Source organism: Caenimonas terrae, assembly GCF_042655405.1.
In the GTDB taxonomy this organism is placed as follows: Bacteria; Pseudomonadota; Gammaproteobacteria; order Burkholderiales; family Burkholderiaceae_C; genus Ramlibacter; species Ramlibacter terrae_A.
In genome coordinates this window covers 488,043-504,416 of sequence record NZ_JBHSMF010000006.1, presented here as the reverse complement: position 1 = coordinate 504,416, position 16,374 = coordinate 488,043, and the positions used below count along the sequence as shown (strand labels likewise).

Annotated in this window: 12 protein-coding genes; 1 reads left to right on the top strand and 11 read right to left on the bottom strand. The window is 66.7% G+C overall.

What is annotated here, in order from left to right:
• Window positions 1–47: 47 nt before the first annotated feature.
• From fdhF to oxc, 6 genes are all read right to left on the bottom strand, one after another.
• Window positions 48–2,879: a formate dehydrogenase subunit alpha gene (gene fdhF / locus ACFPOE_RS09280; protein ID WP_376849802.1), complete on the bottom strand. Its 2,832-nt coding sequence runs from the start codon at window positions 2,877–2,879 to the stop codon at window positions 48–50.
• A 13-nt stretch (window positions 2,880–2,892) separates the two neighbouring features.
• Complete coding sequence (locus tag ACFPOE_RS09275; protein WP_376849801.1) at window positions 2,893–4,590, bottom strand: NAD(P)H-dependent oxidoreductase subunit E; 1,698 nt, start codon at window positions 4,588–4,590, stop codon at window positions 2,893–2,895.
• Window positions 4,591–4,613: 23 nt separating this feature from the next.
• A complete protein-coding gene (gene frc / locus ACFPOE_RS09270) occupies window positions 4,614–5,861 on the bottom strand; it encodes a formyl-CoA transferase (protein WP_376849800.1) in 1,248 nt (415 codons plus the stop codon).
• A gap of 22 nt (window positions 5,862–5,883) precedes the next feature.
• Window positions 5,884–6,336, bottom strand: a complete 453-nt coding sequence (locus ACFPOE_RS09265) for a PAS domain-containing protein (RefSeq protein ID WP_376849799.1) — start codon at window positions 6,334–6,336, stop codon at window positions 5,884–5,886.
• A 73-nt stretch (window positions 6,337–6,409) separates the two neighbouring features.
• Window positions 6,410–7,678 (bottom strand): formyl-CoA transferase, encoded by a 1,269-nt coding sequence (gene frc / locus ACFPOE_RS09260; RefSeq protein WP_376849798.1) that lies wholly within the window; start codon window positions 7,676–7,678, stop codon window positions 6,410–6,412.
• A gap of 41 nt (window positions 7,679–7,719) precedes the next feature.
• Window positions 7,720–9,441, bottom strand: a complete 1,722-nt coding sequence (gene oxc, locus ACFPOE_RS09255; protein WP_376849797.1) for an oxalyl-CoA decarboxylase — start codon at window positions 9,439–9,441, stop codon at window positions 7,720–7,722.
• A 172-nt stretch (window positions 9,442–9,613) separates the two neighbouring features.
• Between oxc and ACFPOE_RS09250 the strand changes: the two genes are divergently transcribed.
• Window positions 9,614–10,228: a Crp/Fnr family transcriptional regulator gene (locus ACFPOE_RS09250; RefSeq protein ID WP_376849796.1), complete on the top strand. Its 615-nt coding sequence runs from the start codon at window positions 9,614–9,616 to the stop codon at window positions 10,226–10,228.
• Between the two features lie 154 nt (window positions 10,229–10,382).
• Here ACFPOE_RS09250 and oxlT read toward each other — a convergent pair whose 3' ends face one another.
• From oxlT to ACFPOE_RS09225, 5 genes are all read right to left on the bottom strand, one after another.
• Entirely contained in the window at window positions 10,383–11,588 is a 1,206-nt protein-coding gene (gene oxlT / locus ACFPOE_RS09245; protein ID WP_376850629.1) for an oxalate/formate MFS antiporter, read from the bottom strand.
• Between the two features lie 320 nt (window positions 11,589–11,908).
• On the bottom strand, window positions 11,909–13,438 hold the full coding sequence (locus ACFPOE_RS09240; RefSeq protein WP_376849795.1) for a tripartite tricarboxylate transporter permease: 1,530 nt from the start codon (window positions 13,436–13,438) through the stop codon (window positions 11,909–11,911).
• A 28-nt stretch (window positions 13,439–13,466) separates the two neighbouring features.
• A complete protein-coding gene (locus ACFPOE_RS09235; RefSeq protein ID WP_376849794.1) occupies window positions 13,467–13,988 on the bottom strand; it encodes a tripartite tricarboxylate transporter TctB family protein in 522 nt (173 codons plus the stop codon).
• Window positions 13,989–14,099: 111 nt separating this feature from the next.
• Window positions 14,100–15,110 carry a Bug family tripartite tricarboxylate transporter substrate binding protein gene (locus tag ACFPOE_RS09230; RefSeq protein WP_376849793.1) on the bottom strand — a complete coding sequence of 337 codons (1,011 nt, stop codon included), beginning with the start codon at window positions 15,108–15,110 and terminating at the stop codon, window positions 14,100–14,102.
• Between the two features lie 252 nt (window positions 15,111–15,362).
• The gene (locus tag ACFPOE_RS09225; RefSeq protein ID WP_376849792.1) at window positions 15,363–16,373 is read right to left on the bottom strand and encodes a 2-dehydropantoate 2-reductase; all 1,011 of its coding nucleotides are present in this window, start codon (window positions 16,371–16,373) and stop codon (window positions 15,363–15,365) included.
• Between the last annotated feature and the right edge of the window lies 1 nt (window position 16,374).

Below are 16,374 nucleotides of genomic sequence, written 5' to 3'. Positions count from 1 at the left end.
CGGCTTTGCCGGTCCTCTTCACACTGATCAGCCACTGAAAAATCGCTTCAGCGATCTTTCAGTGAGTCTTCCAGCGCCTGGCCGCCGCCATAGCTCACCTGCACCGGCGGCTCACCGCCGACCTTCACGCGGATCGCGCAGTACTTGAACTCCGGGATCTTGGCGAACGGGTCCAGCGCCGAATTGGTCAGCCGGTTGATCGCAGCCTCGTAGTAGCAGAAGGGCACGAACACCGCGCCGCGCGGCGAGCTCTCGTCGGCCCGCGCATAGAGGCAGACCTCGCCCCGGCGCGACTCGATCGTGATCACGTCGCCCGGCTGGCCGCCCATCGCCGCCAGGTCCAGCGGATGCACCAGCGCCACCGGATCGGGTTCCAGCGCGTCCAGCACCGTGGCGCGGCGCGTCATGCTGCCGGTGTGCCAGTGTTCCAGCTGGCGGCCGGTGATCAGCACCATCGGGTACTCGGTGTCGGGCCGCTCGTTGGCCGGGATGATGTCGGCCGGCACGAAGCGGGCCTTGCCGTCCGCGCGCGGGAAGTCCTCCACGAACACCACCGACTGGCCGGGGTCGCCTTCCTGCACGCACGGGTAGGTGACCGAGTGCTCGCGCTCCAGCCGCTCCCAGGTGATGCCGCCGATGCTGGGCATGGTGTGGCGCATCTCGTCGAACACTTCGCTCACGTGCTTGTAGTCCCAGTCGCAATCCAGCTTGTTGGCGATCTCCTGGATGATCCACAGGTCCTGCCGGGCGTCGCCTGGCGGGTTGACGGCCTTGCGGCCCATCTGCACCAGCCGGTCGGTGTTGGTGAAGCTGCCGTCCTTTTCCGGGAAGGCGCTGGCCGGCAGGATCACGTCCGCCAGGTAGCAGGTCTCGGTCAGGAAGATGTCCTGCACCACCAGGTGGTCCAGCGCCGCCAGCGCTTCGCGCGCATGGTTGGCATCCGGGTCGGACATCGCCGGGTTCTCGCCCATCACGTACATGCCGCGGATGTCGCCGTGCTTGATGGCGTGCATCACTTCGACCACCGTCAGGCCGGGCTTGTCGTCCAGCGAGCCGGGGGCGACATGCCAGGCCTTCTCGAAATTCGCCCGCACTTCCGGGTTCGTCACGTGCTGGTAGTCCGGGAACATCATCGGGATCAGGCCGGCATCGGACGCGCCCTGCACGTTGTTCTGGCCGCGCAGCGGATGCAGGCCGGTGCCGGGCCGGCCGATCTGGCCGGTCATCAGCGCCAGCGCGATCAGGCAGCGGGCGTTGTCGGTGCCGTGCACGTGCTGCGACACGCCCATGCCCCACAGGATCATCGAGGCCTTGGAGGTGGCGTACAGGCGGGCGACGTAGCGGATCGCCTCGGCGTCGATGCCGCAGATCGGCGCCATCGCCTCGGGGCTGTAGCCTTCCACGTTCTTCTTCAGTTCCTCGTAGCCGGTGGTGCGGTCGTCGATGAAGGCCTGGTCGACCAGGCCCTCGGTGACGATCACGTTCATCATCGCGTTCAGCAGCGCCACGTCGGTGTCTGCCTTGAACTGCAGCGAGCGGTGCGCCATGCGCGCCAGCTCCGACTTGCGCGGGTCCAGCAGGATCAGCTTGGTGCCGTTGCGGATCGCGTTCTTCAGCCAGGTGGCGGCCACCGGATGGTTGACCGTCGGATTGGCGCCGATCAGGAACACCACTTCGGCCTTGGTCACGTCCATCACCGGGTTGGACACGGCGCCCGAGCCGATGCCTTCCAGCAGGGCGACGACCGACGATGCGTGGCACAGGCGCGTGCAGTGGTCCACGTTGTTGCTGCCGAAGCCGGTGCGCACCAGCTTCTGGAACAGGTAGGCCTCCTCGTTGCTGCCCTTGGCCGAGCCGAAGCCGGCCAGCGACTTCTTGCCGTATTGCTCGCGGATGGCGCGCAGCTTGCCGCCGGCGAACTCCAGCGCTTCTTCCCAGGTCGCTTCGCGGAAGATGTCCATCACCCGGTCCGGGTCCATGCTGAAGTCGCCGGTCTTGGGCGCGTCGGCGCGGCGGATCAGCGGCACCGTCAGGCGCTGCGGATGGTGGGCGTAGTCGAAGCCGTAGCGGCCCTTGACGCACAGCCGCCCGTGGTTGGCCGGGCCGTCGCGGCCCTCCACGAACAGGATCTTGTCGTCCTTGACGTTATAGGTCAGCTGGCAGCCGACGCCGCAATACGGGCAGACCGATTCCACCTGCTTGTCCGGGACTGCGAGTGCCGCGTCGCGCGCCGGCATCAGCGCGCCCGTGGGGCAGGCCTGCACGCATTCGCCGCAGGCCACGCAGGTGGATGCGCCCATCGGGTCGTCCATGTCGAACACGATCTTGGCGTCGTCACCGCGGAAGGCCAGGCCGATCACGTCGTTCATCTGCTCGTCGCGGCAGGCGCGCAGGCAGCGCGTGCACTGGATGCAGGCGTCGAGGTTCACCGCGATGGCGGGGTGCGTCAGGTCTTGCGGCGGCTGGCGGCGCGCCTCGAAGCGGGGCTTGCCGACGCCGATCCTGGCCGCCCATTCGTCCACCTCGTTGTGGCGGGTGTATTCCTTTTCCGGCATGTCCGACAGCAGCAGCTCCAGCACCAGCTTCTGCGACGCGACGGCGCGCTCGCTGTCGGTGACGACCTTCATGCCCTGCGTCGGGAAGCGGCAGCAGGACGGCGCCAGCACGCGCTCGCCGTTGATCTCCACCATGCAGGAGCGGCAGTTGCCCACCGCCTCCAGGCCTTCGGAATAGCACAGGCGCGGGATCGCGATCCCTTCGCGGTCGGCGATCTGGATCAGCGTCTCGTTGGCGCGGGCGTTCACCTCGCGGCCGTTCAATTCGAAGCTGACCACGGGCGCGTCCAGCTGCGCCAGTTCTTGTCGGGTAATCGCGTTCATTGTTGTTGCTGCCTTAGACAAGCTCGTGCGGGAAGTACTTCACCACGCAGTCCACCGGGTTCGGCGCTGCCTGGCCCAGGCCGCAGATCGATGCATCGCGCATCACCAGCGACAGGTCGGCCAGCAGCGGCAGGTTCCACCTGGGCTGTTCGATGATGGCCGATGCCTTGGCCGTGCCGACGCGGCAGGGCGTGCACTGGCCGCAGGACTCGTGCTGGAAGAAGCGCATCAGGTTGCGCGCCGCGTCGGTGGCGGTGTCCTGGTCGGAAAGCACCATCACCGCAGCCGAGCCGATGAAGCAGCCATAGGGCTGCAGCGTGTCGAAGTCCAGCGGGATCTGGTTCATCGTCGCCGGCAGGATGCCGCCCGAGGCGCCGCCGGGCAGGTAGGCGTAGAAGCTGTGGCCGTCCTGCATGCCGCCGCAGTGCTCGTCGATCAGCTGCTGGATGGTGATGCCGGCCGGCGCCAGCTTGACGCCCGGGTTCTTCACCCGCCCGGAGACCGAGAACGAGCGCAGGCCCTTGCGGCCGTTGGTGCCGTGCGAGGCGAACCACTCGCCGCCTTGCTCCAGGATCTGGCGCACCCAGTAGAGCGTCTCGAAGTTGTGCTCCAGCGTCGGCCGGCCGAACAGGCCGACCTGCGCCACATACGGAGGGCGCAGCCGCGGCATGCCGCGCTTGCCTTCGATCGATTCGATCATCGCGGACTCCTCGCCGCAGATGTAGGCGCCGGCGCCGCGCCGCAGCTCGATGGCCGGCGCGTTGGCCATGGCCGGCTCGGCGCGCAGCTTGGCCAGTTCCGCCTCCAGCAGCGCGCGGCAGCCGTGGTATTCGTCGCGCAGGTAGATGTAGATCTTCTCGATGCCGACGGCCCAGGAGGCGATCAGCATGCCTTCCAGGAAGCGGTGCGGATCGCGCTCCAGGTACACGCGGTCCTTGAAGGTGCCGGGCTCGCCCTCGTCGATGTTCACCGCCATCAGCCGCGGGCCGGCTTCGGCGCGCACGATGCGCCACTTGCGGCCGGCCGGAAAGCCGGCGCCGCCCAGGCCGCGCAGGCCGGAGTTCTCCATCTCCTTGATCACCGCCTCCACTTCGCGCTTGCCGTTCAGGCACTGCGCCAGCAGCTCGTAGCCGCCGTGCGCGCGGTATTCGGCCAGGTCGATGTATTCCTCGGGGATGTGCTTGACCGCGTGCGCCGTCACCGTCGCTTCCACCTTGTCGATGGTGGCGTTGGGCACCGGGTTCTGGCCGACCACGGCCACCGGCGCCTGCTCGCAGCGGCCGACGCAAGGCGCGCCGATCACGCGCACGTCCCGCCCGAGGATCGTCGGCAGCCGGGCCAGCAGGTCGCCGGCGCCGGCCATCTCGCAGGACAGGCTCTCGCACACGCGCACCGTCAGCGGCGCCGGCGCATCCTGGCCTTCCTTCACCACGTCGAAGTGGTGGTAGAAGCTCGCCACCTCGTACACCTCGGTCTGGGCCAGCTTCATCTCGTGCGCCAGCGCCGCCAGGTGGGCCGACGACAGGAAGCCGTACTGGTCCTGGATCCTGTGCAGGTGCTCGATCAGCAGGTCGCTCTGGCGCGACGCGTCGCCCAGCAGGCGCTGCACCTGCTCCAGCGCGATCGGGTCGACGCGGCGGCCCTTGGGCGCCTGGCGCTTGCGCTGGCGCGATGCATCCAGCACGGCGATCGGGATGATGGGATGGTTCATGACTGCTTCTGTTGTTCTCGGATTCAGATCACACGTTCGGCGCGCAGCTGCTCGATGTCCGCCGCGCTGTAGCCCAGCTGGGCCAGCACTTCGTCGGTGTGCTCGCCCAGCAGGGGCGAGCGCGTGACCTCGGTCGGGCTGTCGGACATCTTGATCGGGTTGCCAACGCTGAGGTATTTGCCGCGGGTGGGATGGTCGACCTCGACGATGGTGCCGGTCTCGCGCAGCGCGGGTTCGCGCGCGATCTCCTTCATCGACAGGATCGGGCCGCAGGGAATGTCGTACTTGTTCAGGATCTCCATGGCCTCGAACTTGGTCTTGGTCATGGTCCATTGCTCGATGCGGGCGAAGATCGGCTTGAGGTGCAGCAGCCGCGCCGACGCGGTCTTGTAGGCTTCGTCCTCGATCCACTCTTCCTCGCCGATCACCTTGCACACCGAGGGCCACACCGCTTCCTGCGTGATGAAGTAGATGTAGGCGTTGGGGTCGGTCTCCCAGCCCTTGCACTTGAGCACCGAGCCGGGCTGGCCGCCGCCGGAGGCGTTGCCGGCGCGCGGCACCGCGTCGCCGAACTTGCCGTCCGGGTACTGCGGGTATTCGTGCATGGTGTGGGTGCGCTCCAGCCGCTGCTGGTCGCGCAGCTTGACGCGGCACAGGTTCAGCACCGCGTCCTGCATCGGCGCCAGCACCTTCTGGCCGCGGCCCGTCGTGTTGCGCTGGTAGAGCGCCGCGACGATGCCCAGCGCCAGGTGCAGGCCGGTGCCGCTGTCGCCGATCTGCGCGCCCGTCACCAGCGGCGGGCCGTCGTCGAAGCCGGTGGTCGAAGCCGAGCCGCCGGCGCATTGCGCCACGTTCTCGTAGACCTTCAGGTTCTCGTAGGGGCCGGGGCCGAAGCCCTTGACGGAGGCGACGATCATGCGCGGGTTGACCGCGTGGATGTGCTCCCAGCTCATGCCCATGCGATCCAGGGCGCCGGGCGCGAAGTTCTCCACCATCACGTCGCAGGTCCGGATCAGCGCGTCCAGCACTTCCTTGCCCTTGGGCTTCTTCATGTCCAGGGTGATCGAGCGCTTGTTGTGGTTCAGCATCGTGAAATACAGGCTGTCCACGCCGGGAATGTCGCGCAGCTGGGTGCGGGTGGCGTCGCCTTCGCCGGCCCGTTCGACCTTGATCACGTCGGCGCCGAACCACGCCAGCAGCTGGGTGCAGGTGGGGCCGGACTGGACGTGGGTGAAGTCGAGGATGCGGACGCCGTCTAACGCTTTGCTCATCGGAAAATCCTGGGTTGGTCGGTCAACCGGTGATTGTCCCACCGGCCTTGGCGGCCGCCATCTCCAGCTCGGTCAGGCGCTTCTTGAGCGCCCGGTCCTCGGCGAACTTGGCCGACTCGTCGCGCACCACCGCGACGATGGAGGAGATCTTGCCGTCCGGCGAGTGCAGCAGGGCCACGGTGAACGCGATCGACAGCGTGTGGCCGTCCTTGTGCACCGCCGGCACCCGCAGCACGTCGTTGCCGTAGCGGGTGATGCCCGTTTCCATGGTCTTGTTGTAGCCGTCCCAGTGGCGCTGCTGCTGGCGCTGCGGAATGATGATGTCCAGCGACTTGCCCAGGGCCTCGGCCTCGGTGTGCCCGAACATGCGGGTCGCCGCCGGGTTCCACAGGTTGATGGCGCCCGACGGATCGGAGGCGATCACCGCGTCGCCGATGGACTCCACCAGCGCCTTGCAATCGATTGTCGTCTGCATGTTCTTCTCCAAACAAAGACGGCGCCCAATGTGAACGCCGTCTTGGGGGGGACAGGGCGTCAGGCCCCGGGGATCAGATCACTTCCTTGGCGTGCATTTCCTTGATCTGCGCGGCGCTGTAGCCCAGCTCGGCCAGCACTTCGTCCGAGTGCTCGCCCAGCAGCGGCGAGCCGGTGATCTCGGGCTTCATGTCCGAGAACTTGATCGGGCTGCCGACGGTGAGGTAGCTGCCGCGGGTCTTGTGCTTGACTTCGGTGATGGTGCCGCTGGCGCGCAGCGACTCGTCGGCCAGGATTTCCTTCATCGTCAGCACCGGCGAGCAGGGGATGTCGAACTTGCGCAGCACGTCGACGGCCTCGAACTTGGTCTTGTCCTTGAGCCAGTCCTCGATGGTGGCGAAGATCTCGTCGATGTGCGGCTGGCGGGCCTTGGGCGTGGTGTAGGCCGGGTCCGTCTTCCATTCCGGCTTGCCGATGGCGTCGCAGATCGGGCCCCAGGCGTGGCCCTGCACCGTGAAATAGATGTAGGCGTTGGGGTCCGTCTGCCAGCCCTTGCACTTCAGGATCCAGCCCGGCTGGCCGCCGCCGCCGGCGTTGCCGCCGCGCGGCACGACCTTGTCCTTGAAGTATTCCATCTCGTGCGGGTACTGCGGGTACTCTTCCAGGAAGCCCTGGCGCTCCAGGCGCTGCTGGTCGCGCAGCTTGACGCGGCACAGGTTGATCACGCTGTCCTGCATGGACACGGCGACCTTCTGGCCCTTGCCGGTCTGCTGGCGGCCGATGATGGCCGTCAGGATGCCGATGGCCAGGTGCATGCCGGTGTTGGTGTCGCCCAGGGCGGCGGCGGAGATCGTCGGCACGGCGTTGTCGCCCTTCCACCAGCCGGTGGTGGAGGCGGCGCCGCCGGCGCACTGCGCCACGTTTTCATAGACCTTCAGGTCTTCGTAGTGGTGGCCGTCGGAGAAGCCCTTGACCGATGCCAGGATCATCTTCGGGTTCAGTTCCTGGATGCGGGCCCAGGTGAAGCCCATGCGGTCCAGCGCGCCGGGACCGAAGTTTTCCACCATCACGTCCGATTCGCGGATCAGCTTCTCCAGCACTTCCTTGCCCTGCGGCTTCTTGGTGTCCAGCGTCAGCGAGCGCTTGTTGCTGTTGAGCATGGTGAAATACAGCGCGTCGACGTTCGGGATGTCCTGCAGCTGGGTGCGGGTGACGTCGCCGGAGCCGGGACGCTCCACCTTGATCACGTCGGCGCCGAACCAGGCCAGCATCTGGGTGCATGCCGGGCCGGCCTGCACGTGCGTGAAGTCGATGATCTTGATGCCGTTGAGGGGTTTGTTCATGGTGCTCTTTTCCTTCAAAAACTGGGAGTTGCGACTGCCGTTCAGGCGGTCTTCTTCTTGGCGGTGGCCGGGTTCAGGCTGGTGATGCGGCCGCTCTCGGTGCCGGCGCTCTCGTCGATGATGGCGTTGATCAGGGTCGGCTTGCCGGACTTGATGGCCTCGGTCAGCGCCTTCTCCAGTTCGGCCGGGGTGTTGGCCTGCACGCCGACGCCGCCGAAGGCCTGCATCATCATTTCGTACTTCGCGCCCTTGACGAACTGCGTGGGCGCCATGTCGGTGCCCAGCGGGTTCTTGTCGGTGCCCTTGTAGATGCCGTTGTTGTTGAAGACGATCACGCACACCGGCAGGTTGTAGCGGCAGATGGTCTCGACTTCCATGCCGGAGAAGCCGAAGGCGCTGTCGCCCTCGATCGCGATCACCGGCTTGCCGGTTTCCACGGCGGCGGCGATGGCAAAGCCCATGCCGATGCCCATGATGCCCCAGGTGCCGACGTCCAGGCGCTTGCGCGGCTCGTACATGTCCACGATCGAGCGGGCGAAGTCCAGCGTGTTGGCGCCTTCGTTGACGACGATCGCGTCCGGCCGGGCCTTGACCTGGTTGCGGATCACGTTCAGCGCGCTGTGGAAGTTCATCGGGCTGGGGTTCAGCGCCAGCGTCTCGGCCATCTTGGAGATGTTCTTGTCCTTGCGCTCGGCGATGCCCTGGGTCCACTCGGCCGGCGGCTTGGCCCAGTTGCTGCCCATGCCGGCCAGCAGCGCGGAGACGCAGGAGCCGATGTCGCCCACCAGCGGCGCGGCGATTGCCACGTTGCTGTCCATCTCGATCGGCGAGATGTCGATCTGGATGAACTTGCGGTCGGCGGCCTTGTCGCCGCCCCAGGTCTTGCCCTTGCCGTGCGACAGCAGCCAGTTCAGGCGCGCGCCCACCAGCATCACCACGTCGGCTTCGGCCAGCACGTGCGAGCGGGTGGCGGAGGCCGATTGCGCGTGCGTGTCAGGCAGCAGGCCCTTGGCCATCGACATCGGCAGGTAGGGGATGCCGCTCTTTTCGACCAGGGTGCGGATGTCGGCGTCGGCCCGCGCGTAGGCAGCGCCCTTGCCCAGGATGATCAGCGGGCGCTTGGCGCCCTTGAGCAGGTCGAGTGCGCGCTGGACGGCTTCCGGCCCGGGCAGCTGCTTGGGCGCCGCGTCGACCACCTTGATCAGCGACTTCTTGCCGGCGGCGGCGTCCATGGTCTGCGAAAACAGCTTGGCCGGCAGGTCCAGGTACACGCCGCCGGGACGGCCGGAGACGGCCGAGCGGATCGCACGCGCGATGCCCACGCCGATGTCCTGCGCGTGCAGCACGCGGTAGGCCGCCTTGCACAGGGGCTTGGCGATGGCCAGCTGGTCCATCTCTTCGTAGTCGCCCTGCTGCAGGTCGACGATCTCGCGCTCGCTCGAGCCACTGATCAAGATCATCGGGAAGCAGTTGGTGGTGGCGTTGGTCAGCGCCGTCAGGCCGTTGAGGAAGCCGGGGGCGGAAACCGTCATGCAGATGCCGGGCTTTTGCGTCAGGAAGCCGGCGGCGGCGGCGGCGTTGCCGGCATGCTGCTCGTGCCGGAAGGAAATCAAACGCATGCCCGCGGCCTGGGCCAGGCGCGTGAAATCGGTGATCGGGATGCCGGGCACTTCGTAGATGTTCTCGATGCCGTTGAGCTTCAGCGCATCGATCAGCAGGTGGAAGCCGTCGATCGTTTCGCCGGTCTGGGTGTCTGTGGTCATGATGGAAATCTCTTTCGATGAGTGAGCAACGAAGACCCGGGCGGGTCGTTTTGCACCGTCGCGTTATCATAGGAATCCGGCCCGATTCCACCCTTGACCGCGGTCAATTTTCGTTATATTCGGCGGCCCCCGAGCTTGCTGCCGTGCCGCCATCGCCTGTCGCGCCGCTTCCATGATCCCCACCTCCGTCCAGAACCATCCAGAGAGGAATGTCATCCGCGTCCAGCTGGGGCAGAACCTCGTGCTCAAGGCGATGAACTCGGGCCAGACCGCGGAACTGGAGTCCAGGCTGGTGATCCTGGATTGCCAGAAGGGCGATGCCCTGCTGACCCAGGGCGTGCACGAGATGGAGCAGTACTTCATCCTCGACGGCATCCTCAAGCGGGTGGTGACCAACCACGAGGCCAAGGAGATGATCCTGCGCTTTTCCGCGGAGCGCGACATCGAGACCAGCTACGCCGCCTGGCGGCTGGGCACGCCGACGCCCTACAGCATCGTGTGCGTCACCAAGGCGCGGGTGGCCAAGCTGCCGCTGCCGGACTGGGTGGCCTTCCTGGACCGCCACCACGGGCTCAAGCAGACCTTCGAATACGCGGTGATGGAGCACATGAGCGAAATCATGGGCCACACCATCACGCTGCACCTGCTCGACGCGCAGGGCCGCTTCAAGCGGTTCCTGCGCAAGCACCCCGAGCTGTTCGAGCGGATCCCGAAGAAGGAACTGGCCTCGTACCTGAACCTGTCGGCCGAGACGCTCAGCCGGCTGAAGCAGCGCGGGAAGATCTGACGGCGGTCGTCATCCCGGGCCCGACCCGGGATCCAGGCGCTGGAACGAAAAAACCGCCGGTCAAGGAAGAAGCTGCGCTTCCCCTTGATCGACGGTCATCGACTCGCACGCCGAGGTCTTGATGCCGGATCGAGTCCGGCATGGCGTGTCTCGCTCAGGCCGGCTTGTCCATCTGCCGGCGGCGCATCGGCCGCAGGACGAACCACGCCATCAGCGCGGCCAGGGCGTTCATGGCGCTGGCGACGATGAACACCATGTGCCAGCTGCCGGTGGCTGCGGCCAGCACGCTGGACAGCGGCACCAGCAGCGATGCAGTGCCCTTCGCGGTGTACAGCAGGCCGGCGTTGGCGGCCGCGAACTTGGTGCCGAAGGTGTCGGCGCAGGTCGAGGGGAACAGGCTGTAGATCTCGCCCCAGGCGAAGAACACGACGCCGGTGAGCACCACGAAGGCGACCGGGTGCTGGCCGAAGTTGTACAGCGCCAGGATGCCGATCGCTTCCAGCGCGAAGGCGATGAACATGGTCTGCTCGCGGCCGATCTTGTCCGACACCCAGCCGAAGAACGGGCGCGTGATGCCGTTGAGGACGCGGTCGATCGCCAGCGCGAAGGTCAGCGCCGGCAGCGCCAGGCCCATGATGCTCACCGGGATGTCGCCGATCTTGAAGTCCTTGGCGATCGGGCCGAGCTGCGCGGTGGCCATCAGGCCGCCGGCGGCGACCAGCACGAACATCAGGTACATGACCCAGAACACCGGGCTGCGCAGCACTTCGCTGGGGCTGTAGTTGCGCTTGGTCTGCTGCACGGCGGCGGTGGAGATGCCCATCGTCTTGGCGTCGGGCGCGCGGGTGAGGAACCACGAGAGCAGGAACACGATCAGGCCCTGGCCGATGCCGAAATACAGGAACGCGGCTTCGTAGCCGTTGGACTTGATGAAGGCGGCGATCGGCACGATGGTCAGCGCCGAGCCGGCGCCGAAGCCGGCGGCCGTCAGGCCCGCGGCCAGGCCGCGGCGGTCCGGGAACCACTTGAGCGCGTTGCCCACGCAGGTGCCGTACACGGCGCCGGCACCGATGCCGCCGACGGCTGCTGCGACATACAGCAGCGTCAGCGAGTCGGCGTATGAGTTGAGCACCCAGCCCAGTCCGCACAGGATGCCGCCCACCATCACCACCGGACGGGGGCCGAACTTGTCGACCAGGTAGCCCTCGATCGGCACCAGCCAGGTCTCGGTCAGCACGAAGATGGTGAAGGCAACCTGGATCGCGGCACGGCTCCAGCCGTGGCGGTCGGCGATCGGGTTGACGAACAGGGTCCAGCCGTATTGCAGGTTGGCGATCATCGCCATGCAGACGATGCCCATCACCAGCTGCGTCCAGCGATAGCCATTGGATCGCGTCACGGGGCCTGCAAACCCTGTCTCGAGGGTTGCCTCTGAAGTGCTCATGTCGGGGTGCTCCTGATGTTGCGGAAACGAGATGGGCGCGATTCTGGAAGCCCGTTCCATTTGCGTAATTGACCTAGGTCATGGAGTCGGGATAACCCGTATTTCTCCAATGAGAAGGCTGACTTCCATGGTCAGGCAGCAGCGTGAGTCGTGGTAGGGCGCGCCGTCAAAATGGACAAGCCCACCGGTGCCGCGAAGCGCCGGTGGGCTTGGTTCTCATGCGCGCTGTGGGGTCTTCAGTCGACCGGCTGCTCGGCCGCGAAGTCCGGCTTCTTCGGCGGGCGCACCGTCGCGATCAGGCGCGAGATCAGCGGCCAGAAGAGCAGCAGCAGGGCCAGCGAAGAGATGCTGCCCACCAGCCAGTTGGACCACAGCACGGACATCTCGCCCTGCGAGATCAGCATGGCCTGGCGGAACGAATCCTCGGCCTTGTCGCCGAGCACCAGCGCGAGCACCAGCGGCGCCAGCGGGTAGTCCAGCTTCTTGAACAGGTAGCCCACCACGCCGAACAGCATCATGAACCAGATGTCCAGCATCGCGCTGTGCACGGTGTAGGCGCCGATCGCACAGATCACGACGATCACCGGCGCGATGATCGAGAACGGGATGCGCAGGATCGATGCGAACAGCGGCACGGTGGTCAGCACGACGATCAGGCCGACCAGGTTGCCCAGGTACATGCTGGCGATCAGGCCCCAGACGAAGTCCTTCTGCTCGACGAACAGCAGCGGCCCCGGCTGCAGGCCCCAGATCAGCAGGCCGCCGAGCAGCACCGCCGCCGTCGGCGAGCCGGGGATGCCCAGCGCCAGCATCGGCAGCAGGGCGCTGGTGCCGGCCGCATGGGCGGCGGTCTCGGGCGCGATCACGCCTTCGAGCTGGCCGGTGCCGAACTTGGCGCCGTCCTTGGACATCTTCTTGGCCAGGCCGTAGCTCATGAACGAGGCAGGGGTAGCGCCGCCGGGCGTGATGCCCATCCAGATGCCGACCAGCGAACTGCGCACCGAGGTCATCCAGTACCTGGGCAGCTGCTTCCAGGTCTCGAACACCACCTTCGGGTTGATCTTGGCGCTCTTGCCGGAGAAGGCCAGGCCTTCTTCCATCGACAGCAGGATCTCGCCGATGCCGAACAGGCCGATCACGCCGATCAGGAAGTCGAAGCCGCGCATCAGGTCCGGGATGCCGAAGGTCAGCCGCAGCTGCCCGGTCACCGTGTCCATGCCCACCGCCGCCAGCGCGAAGCCCAGCGCCATCGACGCCAGGATCTTGAACGGCGAGCCCTTGCCCATGCCGACGAAGCTGCAGAAGGTGAGCAGGTAGACCGCGAAGAATTCGGGCGGTCCGAACTTGAGCGCGAACTTCGCCACCAGCGGCGCCAGGAAGGTGATCATCACCACGGCGACGAAGGCGCCGACGAAGGACGACGTGAAGGCGGCGGTGAGGGCGGCGCCGGCCTGCCCCTTCTGCGCCATCGGATAGCCGTCGAAGGTGGTCGCCACCGACCAGGGCTCGCCCGGGATGTTGAACAGGATCGAGGTGATCGCGCCGCCGAACAGCGCGCCCCAGTAGATGCACGAGAGCATCACGATCGCGGTGGTGGGCGACATGCTGAAGGTCAGGGGCAGCAGGATCGCCACCCCGTTGGCGCCGCCCAGGCCGGGCAGCACGCCGATCAGCACGCCGAGCACGATGCCCACGAGCATCAGCAGCAGGTTCATCGGCGTCATGATGACGCTGAAGCCGTGGAAAAGAGCGCTGAGTTCTTCCATGTGGTCCGTCGATTCTTGTCGTTGCGGCTCAGTAGCCGAGGAAGCTGATCGGGTCCCACATTCCCTTGTAGAGGGGAACCTTGAACCAGACCTCGAACATCATGAAGAACAGCACCACGACGACGACCGCCGTCGCGATGCTCTTGGTCCTGGAGTAGTTGCCCAGCACGATCATGAACAGGGCGATGTACACAAGAGAGGCCACGTACAGGCCGATCAGCTGCACCACCAGCACGTAGACCAGGGCCGGCAGCAGCACCGAGAGCACGCGCCGCAGCTGCACCCGGTCGACGAAGATCTCGCGGTTCTTCTTCTTCCCCATCAGCCCCTGCACCAGGATGCCGGCGCCGGAGATGCACAGGATCACGCCGATGTAGAAGGGGAAGTAGCCCGCGCCCGGTCCGTCGCTGGTCCAGCCCGCGCCCAGCTTCCAGCTGCCCTGGATGACGATCGCGCCGAGCAGCACGATGAGGACTGCGACCACGGATTCGACGACATAGGTGGGAACGCCGGTGCGAGGCACGTCGAGCGCTTGATCATCTGGTTCCATCGGGAACTCCTGCTGTGGGATGGAAGGCCCCCGGGCATCCGGGGGCCGGGCGGGAATGGGGGAAGGCGGCGCCCGCGGGGCGCCGCCGGGAGCGGGCCGTCGCGGCCCGGCTCACTTGGCCATGAAGCCGGCGGCCTTCATCAGCTCGCGGTGCATCTGCTCGGCCGAGCCCAGCCACTTCTCGAACGCCTCGCCGGTCATCGACGTCTGGTTGAACGCGCCCTTTTCCATGTAGTCCTTCCAGTCCGGCGTCTCGCGCACCTTCCTGAGCAGTTCCACGTAGTAGTCGTGCTGCTCCTTGGTCACGCCCGGCGGCATGAAGACGCCGCGCAGCATCGTGTATTCGGTGGGCACGCCGGCTTCCTTGCAGGTGGGGATGTCGCCCCAGGACTGGGTGCTGGTGACCTTGGCGGTGTACGGCATGCGCTTGGAGTCGAACACGCACAGGGCCTTGAGCTGGCCGGCGCGCCACTGGGCCACCGCCTCGATCGGGTTGTTGACGCTGGAGTCGATGTGCTTGCCCACCAGCTGCACGGCGACGTCGCCGCCGCCCTTGAACGGGATGAAGATGAACTTGGTGCCGGTGGCTTTCTCGATGCCGACGGTCAGGATCTGGTCTTCCTGCTTGGAGCCGGTGCCGCCCATCTTCATCTTCAGCGGCCCGGCGGCCTTGACGGCGTCCAGGTAGTCCTTGGCGGTCTTGTACGGCGTGTCGGCGTTCACCCACAGCACGAACTGGTCCAGCGCCATCATGGAGACCGGCGTCATGTCGCGCCAGTTGAACGGCACGCCGGTCGCCAGCGGCGTGGTGAACAGGTTGGAGAGCGTGACCACCAGCTTGTGCGGGTCGCCCTTGGCGCCCTTGATGTCGAGGAAGCCCTCGGCCCCTGCGCCGCCGGACTTGTTGACGACGATCATCGACTCCTTCATCAGCTTGTGCTTGACGATGATGCCCTGGATCAGCCGCGCCATCTGGTCGGCGCCGCCGCCGGTGCCGGCGGGCACCACGAACTCGACCGGCTTGGTCGGCTCCCAGGCTGCACTGGCATTGCCGGCCAGCGCCATCAGGCCGGCGGCCACTGCGAGGGCGGACAGCTTCAACTTCGCGATGCGGGTGTTCATTTCCATGGCTCCTTGTCTTCTGGTAATTCGCTCCGGCCGGCTGACCGAATCCTGACTATCAGCGCGGATGCTCTTACCAACGGGTGGAAATGGCTCTTGACGAGGGTCAAGATTACCCAATTCTGGGGAGGCTCTAGGGTTTGTCCGGATGACCTTGGTTCGCATCTGCAGGGCCAGGCTAAACCTGCCGGCAGGGCGCCGCATCGGGATATTCCTGCCTGTCAGATCTGACAGGCAGGACGGATCCGTGGCTCAGGCGCAGGCTTCGAGCCGCAGCCGGCCCTGGCCGGCGTGCATGGCGCGCGCCAGCAGCTTGACCAGCGCGTAGACCGAGTCGATGTGCGGCGTCGGCGTGCCCGTCAGGCGGCCGAGTTCGGCCACCGAGCCCACCAGCGCGTCGATCTCCGGCGCGCGGCCGGCCTCGATGTCCTGCAGCATCGAGGTCTTGTGGGCGCCCACCTTCTCGGCGCCGGCGATGCGCTTGTCCAGCGTCACGCGGAATTCGATGCCCAGCTTGTGCGCCACCTGCTGCGCCTCGCGCATCATGCTGGCCGCCAGCTCGCGCGACGGCGGGTACTGGCAGATATCGGCCAGCGTCGAATGCGACAGGCTGCTGATCGGGTTGAAGGTGAGGTTGCCCCACAGCTTGAGCCAGATCTCGGCGCGGATGTCGTCCAGCACCGGCGACTTGAAGCCGGCCGCAGCAAAGCAGGCCGCGATGCGCAACACCCTGGGGCTGCTGCTGCCGTCCAGTTCGCCCAGCGGAAAGCGGTCGCCCTCGATGTGGCGCACCACGCCGGGCGCCACCAGTTCGGACGCGGGATAGACCACGCAGCCGATCACGCGCGCCGGCGGGATGCGGCCGGCCAGCGTGCCGTCCGGGTCCACGCTGGCCAGCGTGCTGCCGGCCAGCGGCCCGCCGTGCTTGTGGAAATACCAGTAGGGGATGCCGTTCTGCATCGTCACCACCGGCGTGTCGGGGCCCAGCAGCGCCGGCAGCCGGTCGGCCACGCCGCCCAGCTGGTGGGCCTTCATCGCCAGGATCACCAGGTCCTGCGGCCCGGGAACGGCGTAATCGTCGGTGGCCTGGACGTCGGCGGCGACCTGCTCGCTGCCGTCGGCGCCGATCAGGCGGACACCGCGGGCGCGGATCGCGTCCAGGTTGGCGCCGCGCACGATGAAGCTGACCTGGTTGCCCGCCAGGGCAAGTCTGGCGCCGACATAGCCGCCGATGGCGCCGGCGCCGATGATTGCAATTTTCACG